Raw genomic sequence first — 14,076 nt, 5'->3', positions numbered from 1 at the left:
CCGGTGACGCCATGGGGCAAGCCGACCAAGGGTGCGCGCACCCGTCATAACAAGGCGACGGACAAGATGATCATCCGTTCGCGCCACGCCAAGAAGAAGGGCTAACCGCACATGGCTCGTTCCGTCTGGAAGGGTCCGTTCGTGGACCTCCACCTGCTGAAGAAAGCGCAGACCGCGCAGGAATCGGGCGCTCGCGCGCCGATCAAGACCTGGTCGCGCCGTTCGACGATCCTCCCGGATTTCGTCGGCCTGACCTTCAGCGTCTATAATGGCCGCAAGTTCGTGCCGGTCTCGGTCAACGAAGACATGGTGGGCATGAAGCTCGGCGAATTCGCGCCGACCCGCTTCTTCCCGGGCCATGCTGCCGACAAGAAGGGCAAGCGCTGATGGGCAAGGAAAAATCCGGACGCCGCGTGGCTGACAACGAAGCGCTGTCGGTCGGCACGCAGATCCGTGGCTCGGCGCAGAAGCTGGGCCTGGTCGCGGCGCTCATCCGCAACAAGCCGGCAGGCGAAGCGATGAACATCCTGCAGTTCTCGACCAAGGCGATGGCCGTCGAGGCGCGCAAGGTGCTGGCGTCGGCGATCGCCAATGCCGAGAACAACCATAACCTCGACGTCGACGCACTCGTCGTCGCCGAAGCATCGGTCGGCAAGGGCATCGTGATGAAGCGCTTCGCCACGCGCGGTCGCGGCAAGTCGACCCGCATCCTCAAGCCGTTCTCGCGGCTGCGGATCGTGGTGCGTGAACAGCAGGAAGAAGCATAATGGGTCAGAAATCCAATCCCATTGGTCTGCGCTTGCAGATCAACCGCACCTGGGACAGCCGCTGGTACGCCGACGGTGCCGACTATGGTCGCTTGCTGCTCGAGGATCTGCGGATCCGCGAGTTCATCATGAAGACGCTGCCGCAGGCCGCGATTTCGAAGGTGGTGATCGACCGTCCGGCCAAGCTGTGCCGCATTTCGATCTTCGCAGCACGCCCCGGCGTGATCATCGGCAAGAAGGGCGCCGACATCGAAAAGCTTCGCAAGAAGCTCGCGTCGATGACGTCGTCGGACGTGTCGCTGAACATCGTCGAAATCCGCAAGCCTGAAATCGACGCCAAGCTCGTCGCACAGGGCATTGCCGATCAGCTTGAGCGTCGTATCGCGTTCCGCCGCGCCATGAAGCGCGCGGTGCAGTCGGCGATGCGGCTGGGTGCTGAAGGCATCCGGATCAATTGCGGTGGTCGCCTTGGCGGCGCCGAAATCGCGCGCTCGGAATGGTACCGCGAAGGTCGCGTGCCGCTCCACACGCTGCGTGCAAACGTCGATTATGCTGAAGCGCAGGCACACACCGCTTATGGCGTGTGCGGCGTGAAGGTGTGGATCTTCAAGGGCGAAATTCTGGGTCACGACCCGATGGCGCAAGACCGGCTGATGATGGAAGCGCAGACTTCCGGCGTCCGTCCGGCTCGCTGAGGAACCTGAGCAATGCTGCAGCCAAAAAAGACCAAGTTTCGCAAAGCCTTCAAGGGCCGCATCCATGGCAAGGCCACGGGTGGATCGGACCTCAACTTCGGCTCCTATGGGCTGAAGGCGATGGAGCCTGACCGGATCACCGCGCGCCAGATCGAAGCGGCGCGCCGTGCGATCACGCGCCACATCAAGCGCCAGGGGCGGTTGTGGATCCGCATTTTCCCCGACGTGCCGGTCTCGTCCAAGCCTGCCGAAGTCCGCATGGGCTCGGGCAAGGGTTCGCCCGAATTCTGGGCGGCGCGGGTCAAGCCGGGTCGTATCCTGTTCGAACTCGACGGCGTGCCGGGTCCGATCGCTGCTGTCGCTTTCGAGCGCGCAGCGATGAAGCTGCCGATCAAGGTCAAGGTTGTCGCCCGCCTCGGCGATACCTCGCATCTGGAAGGTTGAGGGCGATGAGCAAGAACAAGAACACCGTGTCCGATCTGCGCACCAAGAGCGACGACCAGATGACCGAGCAGCTCGGCCAGCTGAAGCGCGAAGCGTTCAACCTGCGCTTCCAGGCCGCGACCAGCCAGCTCGAAAAGCCGGCCCGCGTGAAGGAAGTCCGCCGCGACATCGCGCGCATCAAGACCCTCCAGACCGAGCGTTCGCGCTCGGCTGCGAAGTAAGGATTAGACCATGCCGAAGCGTGTGCTGACGGGACAGATCGTCTCCGACAAAGGCAACAAGACCGTGGTGGTGAATGTCGAGCGCAAGGTGAAGCACCCGCTCTATGGCAAGATCATCCGTCGGTCGAAGAAGTACCACGCCCATGACGAGGGCAATGAATTCAAGGCGGGCGAAGTCGTGCGGATCGAAGAGACCGCGCCGATCAGCAAGCTGAAGACCTGGAAGGTGATCGAGCGGGTCAACGCCCATGCGACGCCGGATCGGGTCGACGTCGACGCCTGACAGGGCGACGAATACACAAGCCCGTTTACCCTGAGCTTGTCGAAGGGTCGTTCTTCTTACTCCTGCGCGGGAAAAAGAAGAACAGGGCTTCGACAGGCTCAGCCCGAACGGGGTTGGTGCTGGACAGTTAGAGGCGGGGCTCGGTCGGAAACCGACCCCAAGGTGAAGAAGGAACCGGATCGATGATCCAGATGCAATCCAATCTCGAGGTCGCTGACAACAGCGGCGCGAAGCGGGTGCAGTGCATCAAGGTGCTGGGCGGCTCGAAGCGTCGCACGGCCGGTGTGGGCGACATCATCGTCGTCAGCATCAAGGAAGCACAGCCCCGTGGCAAGGTGAAGAAGGGCGACGTGCACCGCGCCGTCATCGTGCGCACGGCGAAGGACATTCGCCGCGCCGATGGCTCGGTCATTCGTTTCGACACCAACGCAGCCGTGCTGGTCAACAAGAACGAGGAGCCGATCGGCACGCGTATCTTCGGGCCGGTCGTGCGCGAACTGCGTGGCAAGAAGCACATGAAGATCATCAGCCTTGCGCCGGAGGTGCTGTAATGGCCGCCGCAAAGATCAAGAAGGGTGACACCGTCGTCGTCCTGTCCGGCAAGGACAAGGGCAAGACCGGCGAAGTCACGCGCGCCATGCCGAAGGACGGCAAGGTCGTCGTCTCGGGCGTCAATGTCGCGACCCGCCACAAGAAGCCGAGCCAGACCGATCCGTCGGGTGGTCTCGACAAGTTCGAAGCGCCGATGCACGTCTCGAAGGTCGCACTCGCCGACCCCAAGACCGGCGCACCCACCCGCGTCCGCTTTGAAGAGCGCGACGGCAAGAAGGTCCGCGTGGCCGTGAAGTCGGGGGAGGTCGTCAATGGCTGAAGTTTATGTGCCACGGATGAAGGCGCTCTATGACGAGACCATCATCAAGGCGATGACCGAGAAATTCGGTTACAAGAACCACATGGAAGTGCCCAGGATCGAGAAAATCGTCCTGAACATGGGTGTGGGCGAAGCGACGCAGGACAAGAAGAAGGTCGAGCAGGCGTCTGGCGAAATGGAACTGATCGCGGGCCAGAAGCCCGTCGTCACCAAGGCCAAGAAGTCGATCGCCCAGTTCAAGCTGCGCGAAGGCATGCCGATCGGCTGCAAGGTCACCTTGCGCCGTGAGCGGATGTACGAATTTCTCGACCGCTTCATCACGATCGCGCTGCCGCGCGTTCGCGATTTCCGCGGGCTGAACCCCAAGTCGTTCGACGGTCGCGGCAATTATGCCTGCGGCCTGAAGGAACAGCTGATCTTCCCGGAAATCAGCTACGACAAGGTCGACAAGATCCGCGGCATGGACGTGATCGTCACGACCACCGCAAAGACCGACGATGAAGCGCGCGAACTGCTCAAGCTGTTCGGCTTCCCGTTCCCGATCGAAGCTGCCGAGAAGAAGGCCGCGTAACTGCAATTGGCGACCACGAGCCGTGGTCGGTGAAGGAAAAGAAGAGAGCTTAAGTCCATGGCGAAACTGAGTTCGATCAACAAGAATGAGCGTCGCAAGAAGCTGGTGAAGAAATACGCCGGCCGCTATGCGAAGCTCAAGGCGATCGCGAATGACAAGGGGCTCGACGATACCGAGCGCCTGATCGCGCGCCTGAAGCTGGCGGAAGTGCCGCGCAACGGCAACCCGACCCGCATCCGCAACCGCTGCGAGCTGACCGGTCGGCCGCGCGCTTATTACCGCAAGTTCCGGCTTTGCCGTGTGCAGCTGCGTGAACTGGCCAATAAGGGCCTGATTCCCGGCGTTACGAAGTCGAGCTGGTAAGGACGAGATATGGCATTGACCGACCCCATTGGTGACATGCTCACCCGCATCCGCAACGGCCAGCGCGCGCGCAAGGACAGCGTCCTGTCGCCTGCGTCGAAGCTGCGCGTCCGCGTGCTCGACGTGCTCCAGCGCGAAGGCTATATCCGCGGCTATTCCGAGGAAGAAATGGGCCCCGCGAAGGGCATCCGGATCGAACTCAAATATTTCGAAGGGCAGCCCGCGATCAAGCATGTCGCGCGCGTCTCCAAGCCCGGTCGCCGGGTTTATTCGGGCGCGCAGGATCTGCCGCGCGTGATGAACGGCCTGGGCATCACCATCGTCTCGACGCCGCGTGGCGTTCTGTCCGACGCCGAAGCGCGCGACCAGAACGTCGGTGGCGAAGTGCTTGCGGAGGTATTCTGATGAGCCGCATTGGTAAGAAAGCCGTACCGATCCCTGCGGGTGTTACCGCGACGATCGACGGCGGGCAGATTTCGGTGAAGGGGCCCAAGGGCACCCTGACCATGCCGTTGTTCGACGACATCGCCTATGCGCTGGAAGACGGCGCGATTTCGGTGAAGCCGGCGAATGACAGCAAGCGCGCGCGCGCCTTTTGGGGCATGCAGCGCACGATGGTGCAGAACCTGGTGACCGGCGTGACCGAGGGCTTCACCAAGGTCCTCGAAATCACCGGTGTCGGCTATCGCGCCGCGTCGCAGGGTCGCAATTTGAACCTGCAGCTCGGCTATAGCCACCACGTCAACTATGCGATTCCGGAAGGGATCGAGATCAAGACGCCCGATCAGACCACGGTCGAGATCACCGGCATCGACAAGCAGAAGGTTGGCCAGGTGGCTGCGGAAATCCGTCGCTGGCGCAAGCCCGAGCCGTATAAGGGCAAGGGCATCAAGTATCGCGGCGAGTTCATCTTCCGCAAGGAAGGGAAGAAGAAGTGATGTCGACCAAGGGAATGTCTCTGTTCGAGAAGCGGCGCCGCCGCAACCGCACCGCGCTTCGGGCGCGCGCTGGGGGTCGTCCGCGCCTGTCGGTTCACCGTTCGGGCAAGCACATCTATGCTCAGGTCATCGACGATGCCGAAGGCAAGACGATTGCTTCGGCCTCGACGCTGGAAAAGGACGTGCGCGGCACGTCGGGCGCGAATATCGACGCGGCGACTGCGGTCGGCAAGCGCGTCGCCGAAGCGGCCAAGCAGGCTGGTGTCACGCGGGTCGTGTTCGATCGTGGTGGCTTCCTGTTCCATGGTCGCGTGAAGGCGCTGGCGGAAGCCGCGCGCGAAGCCGGGTTGGAGTTCTAAGATGGTCGATGAAATCACAAGCACCGGCGCTGAAGGCGCTGCTCCCGATGCACCGCAGGGCCGTGGCCCGCGCGGTGGCGCCGGGCGTGGTCGTGGCGGCCCCGGCGGCGGCGGTCAGAACCGCGACGGTCGTGGTCGTGACAGCCGTGGCGGTCGCGACAATCGCGGTCGGGGCGGCCCCGGCGGCGATGACGGCGGCGAAGAGCTGATCGAAAAGCTCGTGCACATCAACCGCGTGTCGAAGACGGTGAAGGGCGGCAAGCGCTTCGGCTTTGCAGCACTCGTAGTGGTCGGCGATGGCAAGGGCCGCGTTGGCTTCGGTCATGGCAAGGCGCGCGAAGTGCCGGAAGCCATCAGCAAGGCGACGGCTGCTGCCAAGAAGGCAATGGTCCGCGTGCCGCTGAAGGAAGGCCGCACGCTGCATCACGACGGCAATGGCCACTTCGGTGCCGGCCGCGTGACGCTGCGCTCGGCGCCGCAGGGTACCGGCATCATCGCGGGTGGTCCGATGCGCGCCGTGTTCGAATCGCTCGGCGTTGCCGATGTGGTGACCAAGTCGGTCGGCACGTCGAACCCGTACAACATGATCCGTGCAACGTTCGAGGCGCTGGTCACGCAGACCAGCCCGAAGGCTGTCGCGCAGCGTCGTGGCAAGAAGATCGCCGACCTGCTCGGTCGTGGCGGCGCCGACAAGGGTGTTGCCGAGGCCGAAGCGCTGGCGATCGTGGAGTAACGAGCAATGGCAACGATCAAGATCACCCAGACGGGTTCGCCCATCCGCCGCACCAGCGACCAGCGCGCAACGCTGATCGGCCTGGGGCTCAACAAGATGCACCGTGTGAGCGTGCTCGAGGATAGCCCCGAAGTTCGTGGCATGATCCGCAAGGTGCAGCATATGGTGCAGGTCGAGGGGTAAGCCTTCTCGGTGTTGTACCGATGCCTCATCGTTGGCGAGGACTTTCCTCAAGTCATTGATGGGCAGACTAAGATGTTCGGATTTTGCACTACCCGATGGGTAGAGGCGGAATCTGAAACGCAGGCTGAGTTGGTTGCGTTCGAGGCGCTGAAAGCGGAGCCTCGGTTCGACTTTCCCCCCGAACAACGCGATCCGAGATCGCGCATTTTGTTCGACGAAGTCGCCCCAGCAAAGCCGACCGAAGTGCCGGAGGTTCTGCCAGGATTGGCTTGGTTCCCGATGGACAGTTAACAACGCGCGACAAAAGCGAAAGCGAGTGCAAGACCATGAAACTGAACGAACTCCGCGATAACGAAGGTGCCCGCAAGGGCCGGATGCGCGTCGGGCGCGGCATTGGCTCGGGCAAGGGCAAGACTGCTGGCCGCGGCCAGAAGGGCCAGAAGAGCCGCGAAGGCGTGAGCATCGCCGGCTTCGAAGGCGGCCAGATGCCGCTCCACATGCGGTTGCCGAAGCGCGGCTTCAACAACATCTTCGCCAAGGATTACGCCGAGGTGAACCTGGGCGCGATCCAGAAGGCGATCGAGTCGGGCAAGCTCGTCGTCGACGGTGTCGTCGATCACGCAGCGCTGAAGGCCGCTGGCCTCGCGCGCGGTGGCAAGGACGGCGTGCGCCTGCTCGCCAAGGGTGAGCTGACCACCGTGGTGAGCTTCAAGGTTGCCGGCGCGTCGAAGGGCGCGATCGAGGCGGTCGAGAAGCTCGGCGGCGCGGTCGAGGTGATCCACGTCGTGCCCGCGGCCGAAAAGGCTGCGGCCAAGAAGTACAGCCAGAGCAGCTACAAGCCCGCTGCCAAGGCCTGAGGCGGAACGATCGAGCGGCGGGGGCAACCCCGCCGTTTCGCGTTCCGGCCATTTTCGCCGCCTGTGGCATTAGACAAGCGGCATGGCACCCCTATATGAGCGATTGCGGTGGGCACAGGCCCGCCAAGATTTCCGGGACGATTGACACCAATGGCATCTGCAGCCGACCGAATGAGTTCCAGCATCAGCCTAGCGAAATTCGCGCAGGCGACCGAACTTCGCAAGCGCCTGTGGTTCACGATCGGCGCGCTGATCGTCTTCCGGCTGTTGAGCTATGTCCCGCTGCCCGGCATCGATCCGACCGCGCTCGGGCTGCTGAGTGCGCAGACCACGGGTGGCGTGCTCGACCTGTTCAACAATTTCTCGGGCGGTGCGCTGAAGCGTATGAGCCTGATCGCGCTCGGCGTGACGCCCTATATCTCCGCCTCGATCGCCATCCAGCTCGCGACCTCGCTGTCGCCGACGCTCGCCGCGATCAAGAAGGAAGGCGAAAGCGGGCGCAAGCGGCTCAACCAATATACCCGCTATGGCACGGTCGCGCTGACGATCATCCAGGGCTATTTCATTGCGCAAGGGCTTGAGTCCTTCGGCGCGGCGCAGGGCGTGGCGGCGGTGATCGAACCGGGCATCATGTTCCGCATCGGCGCGGTGGTATCGCTGCTCGGCGGCACGATGTTCCTGATGTGGCTGGGCGAGCAGATCACCAGCCGCGGCATCGGCAATGGCATTTCGCTGATCATCATGGCCGGCATCGTCGCGAACCTGCCCTCGACGCTGTTCAACCTCGCGCAGACCGCGCGTCAGGGCGGGGGCAATGTCACCGATTTCACCGTGGTGCTGATCGGGCTCGCGGTGGCCGGACTGATCCTGTTCATCTGCTTCATGGAACGCGCACAGCGGCGTATCCTGATCCAATATCCGAAGCGCCAGACGCGCACGGGGATGCAGGCTGACCGCAGCCATTTGCCGCTCAAGATCAACACCGCCGGCGTGATCCCGCCGATCTTCGCGTCGACTCTGCTGACCGTCCCGCTGACGATCACCCAGTTCGCGGGCAAGAATGTGTCGGGCGACACGGTGTGGGGCAGCACGATCATCGCGCTCAACCAGTATCTGCAGCATGGATCGCTGCTGTTTATGACCCTCTATGGGCTCGGCATCGTGTTCTTCTCGTTTTTCTACACCGCGATTGTGTTCAATCCGGAGGAAACGGCGGACAATCTGAAGCGCTATGGCGGGTTCATCCCCGGCATCCGTCCGGGCAAGAACACCGAGCTATACTTCGATTATGTGCTGACGCGCATCACCGTGATCGGTGCGGCCTATCTGACGATCATCTGCCTGCTGCCCGAATATCTGGTGTCGGCGCTGAGCATCCCATTTTATCTGGGCGGCACCAGCCTGCTGATCGTCGTCAATGTGACGATGGACACGGTGACGCAGATCCAGAGTCACTTGCTGGCGCATCAATATGGTGATCTGATCAAGAAAGCGAAGCTGAAGGGTGGCCGACTGCGCTAAGCGCGAGCGGCGAAGAGAGAGGAAGCGGGCTTGAACATCATCTTGCTGGGGCCGCCCGGCGCGGGCAAGGGCACCCAGGCGGGCCGCTTGCAGGCCGAACACGGCATGGTCCAGCTCTCGACGGGCGACATGCTGCGCGAAGCCCGGAAAGCCGAAACGCCGCTCGGCCATCAAGTCGCAGCAGTGATGGATTCGGGCGCGCTGGTGTCGGACGAAATCGTCTCGGCGCTGATCGATGAAAAGCTCGGCTCGCTCGACGGCGCGCAGGGCGTGATCTTCGACGGCTATCCACGCACGGCGGCGCAGGCGACTGCGCTCGACGCGCTGCTCGCCGATCATGGCCGTACGCTCGATTATGTCATCGAGCTCGACGTCGATGAAGACGCCTTGGTCGAGCGGATCGTCGGGCGCTATTCCTGCGCCAAATGCGGCACCAATTATCACGACACGTTCAACATGCCCAAGGTTGCGGGCGTGTGCGATGTCTGCGGTTCGACCGACTTCAAACGCCGCGCCGACGATAATGCGGAGACGGTCCGCACGCGTATGGCCGAATATCGCGCAAAGACCGCGCCGATCCTGCCGATCTACGACGCGCGCGGACTGGTGCGCCATGTCGACGGCATGGCTGATATCGCGCATGTGAGCGACGCGATCGAAGCGATCCTCGTCCCGGCCGATTGATCGAACGCAAAGCCGCACACGCTTGCAATTGTAAATTGTCTGAAATTCGGGGGAACGAGGATCATGACGACACGCGCGGAGCTGCTGGCCGAATTGGACGCGGTCGACGCGGTCGCGCGGCAGCTCACGACGATTCCCGCCCGGCGCGACCCTCAGCGCAAACAGGATCTGATCGCAGCACGACGGGAGCTGGCGGGACGAATGGCGGCCGCAATGACGATTGGCGAGCGCTTTGCGCCGATCCGGCAAAATGAATCGCTTTATGCTGAACTGCGGCACCGGGTCAGCGTGCTGCGCGCCGCTATCGCTGATCATCAGGCTCAGTGGTCAGCCGTGGCGATCGATAGCAACGATGAGGCCTATCTTCTGTCAGCATCCAGCGTGCACGGTCAGGCGCGCGCGTTCATGAGCTGGGTCCGTCAGATCGTCGAGGCATCGCCCGAATAGCACGCGTCGCTTGGCGCCACGCAGCCGAACGGCTACGCTCGAGCCATTCGGGGAGGCGATGGCATGCGCTGGCATTTGGCATTTTGGACGTCGATGATCGCGCTGCTGCCGTCGCCGGCCGCCGCCGAAGTTGTTCAGGCCGTCCCTGCCGGGTTTGAGATCACCCAGTCGGTAACGGTCGACAAGCCGATCGATCAGGTCTGGGCGATGCTCGTTGCGCCGCAAAAATGGTGGGACAAGGAACACACCTACTCCGGCGACAGCGCCAATCTGTACCTCGACCCACAGGCGACCGGCTGTTTCTGCGAAAAGCTGCCGGGCAAGGGCAGCGTCGAACATGGTCATGTCGTTTATGTCGAGGCCCCGCGCGCGCTGCGGCTGCACAGCGCGCTGGGCCCGTTGCAGATCGAGGGCGCGACCGGTGCGCTGACGTTTACGCTCGAACCCGAAGGCGAGGGGGCGACGAAAGTGCGGTTGAGCTATGTCGTCGGCGGTTATATTCGCGGCGGCAGCGAGGTGATCGCGCCGCTGGTTGATCGGGTGCTGGGCACTCAACTCACCCGGCTCAAGGCGGCGAGCGAGGCGGCCCCGCTACCCGATGCCGAGGCGAAGCCCGCCAAATAACGCGCCTTTCCAAAGCGTGAAATTGCTGCCGACTCGCTTGACACGGTGATTTCACGGCCCTAGATGCCCCTTCTTCCGAAACACCGGGGACCGGCGGCGCATGTTGGCGCACGCCGGTATCGTGCGTTACTCGGATTGGACGCGATGAGATGGATCGGGTGCAGCCATGCCCCGAACCGTGGAGCAGGAGATCAAATTACATGGCACGTATTGCGGGCGTCAACATCCCGACCAACAAGCGCGTCGTCATTGCGCTTACCTATATCCACGGCATTGGCCCGCACAAGGCCAAGCAGATCACCGAAAAGCTCGGCATCGATACCGCGCGTCGCGTGCAGGACCTGACCGATCAGGAAGTGCTGCAGATCCGCGAGACGATCGACGCCGACCATACCGTCGAGGGCGATCTTCGCCGCGAGACGTCGGTCAACATCAAGCGCCTGATGGACCTCGCCTGCTATCGCGGCTTGCGTCATCGCAAGGGGCTGCCGGTGCGCGGCCAGCGCACGCACACCAACGCGCGCACCCGCAAGGGCAAGGCCAAGCCGATCGCGGGCAAGAAGAAGTAAGTCGTCCCGAGGACGATTTACTCCGCCGGAGGCAGGTTTCCACGGGGGAACACCTTCGGCGTCAGCTAAGGATTAGGAATTCGACATGGCACGTGAACCGCAGCGTATCCGCCGCAGGGAACGCAAGAATATCACTTCCGGCGTCGCGCATGTGAACGCCAGCTTCAACAACACGATGATCACGATCACCGATGCCCAGGGCAACGCGATTTCGTGGTCGTCGGCGGGCATGATGGGGTTCAAGGGGTCGCGCAAGTCGACGCCTTACGCCGCGCAGGTCGCCGCCGAGGACGCTGGCCGCAAGGCCGCCGAACACGGCGTGCGCACGCTTGAGGTCGAGGTCAAGGGCCCGGGTTCGGGCCGTGAATCGGCGCTGCGCGCGTTGCAGGCGGTCGGTTTCCAGATCACCTCGATCCGCGACGTTACCTCGATCCCGCACAATGGCGTGCGTCCGTCGAAGCGTCGCCGCGTCTGAATTCGGCGCTCGCGCGTCGGCCCGTTCGGGACCGGCTGCGGCGAGTCCTCCACCCTGCGGCGCTTTCGCCCGGCGCCGCGCTCAACTAGGGGAAGCCCGTGTCCGTCAATGCAAAGAACTGGCAGGAATTGAAGAAGCCGAACGCGCTCGAGCGTAAGCCGAGCGGAGACGGCAAGCGCAAGGCGACCTTCGTCGCCGAACCGCTTGAGCGTGGTTTTGGCCTGACGCTCGGCAATGCGCTGCGGCGCGTGCTGCTCTCGTCGCTCCAAGGCGCGGCGGTCACGTCGATCAAGATCGAAAATGTGCTGCACGAATTCTCGTCGCTCGCGGGCGTCCGCGAAGACGTGACCGACATCGTCCTGAACGTGAAGCAGATCGCGCTGAAGATGCAGGGCGAAGGCCCGAAGCGGCTCCAGCTGTCGGCAACCGGCCCTGGCGAAGTCAAGGCGGGCGATATTGCCGTGTCGGGCGACATCGAAGTGATGAACCCCGAGCTGGTCATTTGCCACCTCGACGATGGCGCGACGCTCAACATGGAACTCACCGCCGATATCGGGAAGGGCTATGTGCCCACAATCGCCAACCGCCCGGCCGATGCGCCGATCGGCCTGATCCCGATCGACGCTTTGTACTCGCCGGTGCGCCAGGTCAGCTACAAGGTCGAGAACACCCGCGTCGGGCAGGAACTCGATTACGACAAGCTGACGCTGACGATCGAGACCGACGGCACGGTAACGCCTGATGATGCGGTCGCCTATGCGGGTCGCATCTTGCAGGACCAGCTCGCGCTGTTCGTCCACTTTGACGAATCGGCGATCGTGCGCTCGGCACCGACCGGCGTTGCGGCACCCGCATCGGGTGGCGAAGTCGCGGGCGACACCCAGCAGATCAATCGTTACCTGCTCAAGAAGGTCGACGAGCTCGAACTGTCGGTGCGTTCGGCGAACTGCCTGAAGAACGACAACATCATCTACATCGGCGATCTGGTCCAGAAGACCGAAGCCGAGATGCTGCGCACGCCGAACTTCGGTCGCAAGTCGCTCAACGAGATCAAGGAAGTGCTGTCGTCGATGGGCCTGCGGCTGGGGATGGAAATCCCGGGCTGGCCGCCGGAGAACATCGAAGAGATGGCGAAGAAGCTTGAGCAGGAGATTATGGGGTGATCGCAGGCGAATAGCGCAAGCTATTCGCCGTCTCGGCGATCACCTCGGACGGCCTCGCGTAGCGAGGACCGACGACGCGGCTTTGCCGCGGCGGTGCTTGAAGAAGAAGGCCCTCACCCAACCCTCTCCCATGAAGATGGGAGAGCGCTAAGAAGAGGGAGAAGGCAAAGGGTGGCGGCCTCTAACAGCCACCTGGTCTGGGGTACCTAATCCGGCCCCTTAACGAACGAAGGACAAACACATGCGTCATCGCGTAGGCGGTCGTAAACTTTCGCGGACTTCGGCCCACCGCACAGCCCTGTTCCGCAACATGGCGGCAGCGCTCATCAAGCACGAGCAGATCACCACGACCTTGCCCAAGGCCAAGGAACTGCGCCCCTATGTCGAAAAGCTGATCACGCTGGCGAAGAAGGGTGGCCTGTCGAACCGTCGCCTCGCGCATGCGCGGCTGCTCGACGAGACGCAGCTAGCGAAGCTGTTCGACGTGCTGGCCGCGCGCTATGCCGACCGCAACGGCGGCTATACCCGCATCATCAAGACCGGCCCGCGCGCTTCGGACGCGTCGGCGATGGCGATCATCGAATTCGTCGATCGCGACGTCGATGCCAAGGGCCAGGATTCGGGTCCGGTGCTGAACGACGACGCCGAGTTTGACGAAGCGGCGTAAGCGCTGGTCGATCTCACCTTCAGGGCTTCACAAAGGAGTCGCAGGCGCTAGGCTTGCGGCTCCTTTGCCTTTTGGGGGTCCGTTGACATGCGTTTGAGCCCGTTGTTTTTGCTTGGCCTGCCTATTGCCGCCATGGCGGTTGCCCAACCCCCGGAGACTGGCTTGAAATATCCCGAAACGCGCCGCGTCGATGTCGTCGACGAGCAATTCGGCGTGAAGGTCGCTGATCCCTATCGCTGGCTCGAAAATGACGTGCGCAAGGACACCGAAGTGCGTGCCTGGGTCGATGCCGAAAATGCGGTGACCAACGGTTATCTGGCAACCTTGCCGTCGCGCGAGTTGTTCAAGGCGCGGATGAAGCAGTTGTTCGATTATGAGCGCTTCGGCGTGCCGGTGAAGCAGGGCGGGCGCTATTTTTATTCGCGTAACAGCGGCCTGCAGAACCAGTCGGTGCTCTACGTCCGCGACAGTTTGAGCGGGCCGGGCCGCGTGCTGATCGACCCCAATGGCTGGGCGAAGGATGGCGCGACGGCGCTTGCCGAATGGCGGCCGTCGCCCGATGGGACGAAGCTGCTCTACACGATTCAGGATGGCGGCACCGACTGGCGCACGATGAAAGTGCTCGACGTCGCGACCGGCGA

The 14,076-nt window shown here is 62.9% G+C and carries 24 protein-coding genes and 2 pseudogenes; all 26 read left to right on the top strand.

Translation table 11 applies throughout. From position 1 onward, the window contains the following. Nucleotides 1-105: pseudogene (gene rplB / locus K2W81_RS16265) on the top strand (50S ribosomal protein L2); the annotation flags it as partial. Nucleotides 106-111: 6 nt separating this feature from the next. After that, nucleotides 112-387, top strand: coding sequence for a 30S ribosomal protein S19 (rpsS, locus tag K2W81_RS16260; RefSeq protein ID WP_294106483.1), 276 nt, complete (start codon nucleotides 112-114; stop codon nucleotides 385-387). Beyond that, nucleotides 387-767, top strand: coding sequence for a 50S ribosomal protein L22 (gene rplV / locus K2W81_RS16255; protein WP_294106480.1), 381 nt, complete (start codon nucleotides 387-389; stop codon nucleotides 765-767). Before rpsS ends, rplV begins: the two co-directional genes overlap by 1 nt. Next, nucleotides 767-1,462 (top strand): 30S ribosomal protein S3, encoded by a 696-nt coding sequence (rpsC, locus tag K2W81_RS16250; RefSeq protein ID WP_066652127.1) that lies wholly within the window; start codon nucleotides 767-769, stop codon nucleotides 1,460-1,462. Before rplV ends, rpsC begins: the two co-directional genes overlap by 1 nt. A gap of 12 nt (nucleotides 1,463-1,474) precedes the next feature. Continuing rightward, nucleotides 1,475-1,906, top strand: a complete 432-nt coding sequence (gene rplP, locus K2W81_RS16245; protein WP_294106474.1) for a 50S ribosomal protein L16 — start codon at nucleotides 1,475-1,477, stop codon at nucleotides 1,904-1,906. A 5-nt stretch (nucleotides 1,907-1,911) separates the two neighbouring features. After that, complete coding sequence (gene rpmC / locus K2W81_RS16240) at nucleotides 1,912-2,127, top strand: 50S ribosomal protein L29 (RefSeq protein ID WP_294106471.1); 216 nt, start codon at nucleotides 1,912-1,914, stop codon at nucleotides 2,125-2,127. 10 nt (nucleotides 2,128-2,137) lie between these two features. Continuing rightward, nucleotides 2,138-2,410 carry a 30S ribosomal protein S17 gene (gene rpsQ / locus K2W81_RS16235; RefSeq protein ID WP_294106465.1) on the top strand — a complete coding sequence of 91 codons (273 nt, stop codon included), beginning with the start codon at nucleotides 2,138-2,140 and terminating at the stop codon, nucleotides 2,408-2,410. 182 nt (nucleotides 2,411-2,592) lie between these two features. Then, entirely contained in the window at nucleotides 2,593-2,961 is a 369-nt protein-coding gene (gene rplN, locus K2W81_RS16230) for a 50S ribosomal protein L14 (protein WP_066652133.1), read from the top strand. Further along, entirely contained in the window at nucleotides 2,961-3,281 is a 321-nt protein-coding gene (gene rplX, locus K2W81_RS16225) for a 50S ribosomal protein L24 (RefSeq protein WP_294106445.1), read from the top strand. The genes rplN and rplX overlap by 1 nt, the downstream gene beginning before the upstream one ends. After that, the gene (gene rplE, locus K2W81_RS16220) at nucleotides 3,274-3,852 is read left to right on the top strand and encodes a 50S ribosomal protein L5 (protein WP_294106442.1); all 579 of its coding nucleotides are present in this window, start codon (nucleotides 3,274-3,276) and stop codon (nucleotides 3,850-3,852) included. The genes rplX and rplE overlap by 8 nt, the downstream gene beginning before the upstream one ends. 57 nt (nucleotides 3,853-3,909) lie before the next feature. After that, a complete protein-coding gene (rpsN, locus tag K2W81_RS16215; protein WP_294106440.1) occupies nucleotides 3,910-4,215 on the top strand; it encodes a 30S ribosomal protein S14 in 306 nt (101 codons plus the stop codon). Nucleotides 4,216-4,224: 9 nt separating this feature from the next. Beyond that, entirely contained in the window at nucleotides 4,225-4,620 is a 396-nt protein-coding gene (gene rpsH / locus K2W81_RS16210) for a 30S ribosomal protein S8 (RefSeq protein ID WP_066652140.1), read from the top strand. Continuing rightward, a complete protein-coding gene (gene rplF, locus K2W81_RS16205; protein ID WP_294106432.1) occupies nucleotides 4,620-5,153 on the top strand; it encodes a 50S ribosomal protein L6 in 534 nt (177 codons plus the stop codon). Before rpsH ends, rplF begins: the two co-directional genes overlap by 1 nt. Then, nucleotides 5,153-5,512 carry a 50S ribosomal protein L18 gene (gene rplR, locus K2W81_RS16200; protein WP_294106429.1) on the top strand — a complete coding sequence of 120 codons (360 nt, stop codon included), beginning with the start codon at nucleotides 5,153-5,155 and terminating at the stop codon, nucleotides 5,510-5,512. Before rplF ends, rplR begins: the two co-directional genes overlap by 1 nt. A gap of 1 nt (nucleotide 5,513) precedes the next feature. Further along, nucleotides 5,514-6,245 carry a 30S ribosomal protein S5 gene (gene rpsE / locus K2W81_RS16195; RefSeq protein WP_294106425.1) on the top strand — a complete coding sequence of 244 codons (732 nt, stop codon included), beginning with the start codon at nucleotides 5,514-5,516 and terminating at the stop codon, nucleotides 6,243-6,245. 6 nt (nucleotides 6,246-6,251) lie between these two features. Further along, complete coding sequence (gene rpmD, locus K2W81_RS16190; RefSeq protein WP_294106423.1) at nucleotides 6,252-6,428, top strand: 50S ribosomal protein L30; 177 nt, start codon at nucleotides 6,252-6,254, stop codon at nucleotides 6,426-6,428. Between the two features lie 326 nt (nucleotides 6,429-6,754). Continuing rightward, a complete protein-coding gene (gene rplO / locus K2W81_RS16185) occupies nucleotides 6,755-7,285 on the top strand; it encodes a 50S ribosomal protein L15 (RefSeq protein ID WP_294106421.1) in 531 nt (176 codons plus the stop codon). Between the two features lie 150 nt (nucleotides 7,286-7,435). Continuing rightward, the gene (gene secY / locus K2W81_RS16180; RefSeq protein ID WP_294106419.1) at nucleotides 7,436-8,806 is read left to right on the top strand and encodes a preprotein translocase subunit SecY; all 1,371 of its coding nucleotides are present in this window, start codon (nucleotides 7,436-7,438) and stop codon (nucleotides 8,804-8,806) included. Nucleotides 8,807-8,836: 30 nt separating this feature from the next. Beyond that, nucleotides 8,837-9,490 (top strand): adenylate kinase, encoded by a 654-nt coding sequence (locus K2W81_RS16175; RefSeq protein WP_294106417.1) that lies wholly within the window; start codon nucleotides 8,837-8,839, stop codon nucleotides 9,488-9,490. 93 nt (nucleotides 9,491-9,583) lie between these two features. Continuing rightward, the gene (locus tag K2W81_RS16170; RefSeq protein WP_294106415.1) at nucleotides 9,584-9,937 is read left to right on the top strand and encodes a hypothetical protein; all 354 of its coding nucleotides are present in this window, start codon (nucleotides 9,584-9,586) and stop codon (nucleotides 9,935-9,937) included. A gap of 93 nt (nucleotides 9,938-10,030) precedes the next feature. Continuing rightward, entirely contained in the window at nucleotides 10,031-10,561 is a 531-nt protein-coding gene (locus tag K2W81_RS16165) for an SRPBCC family protein (RefSeq protein ID WP_294106411.1), read from the top strand. Nucleotides 10,562-10,761: 200 nt separating this feature from the next. Continuing rightward, complete coding sequence (rpsM, locus tag K2W81_RS16160; RefSeq protein WP_294106409.1) at nucleotides 10,762-11,130, top strand: 30S ribosomal protein S13; 369 nt, start codon at nucleotides 10,762-10,764, stop codon at nucleotides 11,128-11,130. 85 nt (nucleotides 11,131-11,215) lie between these two features. Continuing rightward, nucleotides 11,216-11,605 carry a 30S ribosomal protein S11 gene (gene rpsK, locus K2W81_RS16155; RefSeq protein ID WP_066652168.1) on the top strand — a complete coding sequence of 130 codons (390 nt, stop codon included), beginning with the start codon at nucleotides 11,216-11,218 and terminating at the stop codon, nucleotides 11,603-11,605. Nucleotides 11,606-11,703: 98 nt separating this feature from the next. Next, nucleotides 11,704-12,768, top strand: a complete 1,065-nt coding sequence (locus K2W81_RS16150; RefSeq protein WP_294106407.1) for a DNA-directed RNA polymerase subunit alpha — start codon at nucleotides 11,704-11,706, stop codon at nucleotides 12,766-12,768. A gap of 241 nt (nucleotides 12,769-13,009) precedes the next feature. Then, the gene (gene rplQ, locus K2W81_RS16145) at nucleotides 13,010-13,435 is read left to right on the top strand and encodes a 50S ribosomal protein L17 (RefSeq protein WP_294106405.1); all 426 of its coding nucleotides are present in this window, start codon (nucleotides 13,010-13,012) and stop codon (nucleotides 13,433-13,435) included. 132 nt (nucleotides 13,436-13,567) lie between these two features. After that, nucleotides 13,568-14,076, top strand: a pseudogene (locus tag K2W81_RS16140) (S9 family peptidase); the annotation flags it as partial.

The sequence above is a fragment of the Sphingomonas sp. genome (assembly GCF_019749955.1).
Classification (GTDB): Bacteria; Pseudomonadota; Alphaproteobacteria; order Sphingomonadales; family Sphingomonadaceae; genus Sphingomonas.
The sequence above is the reverse complement of the archived record's forward strand: the minus strand, read 5'-3'. Positions and strand labels throughout refer to the sequence as shown.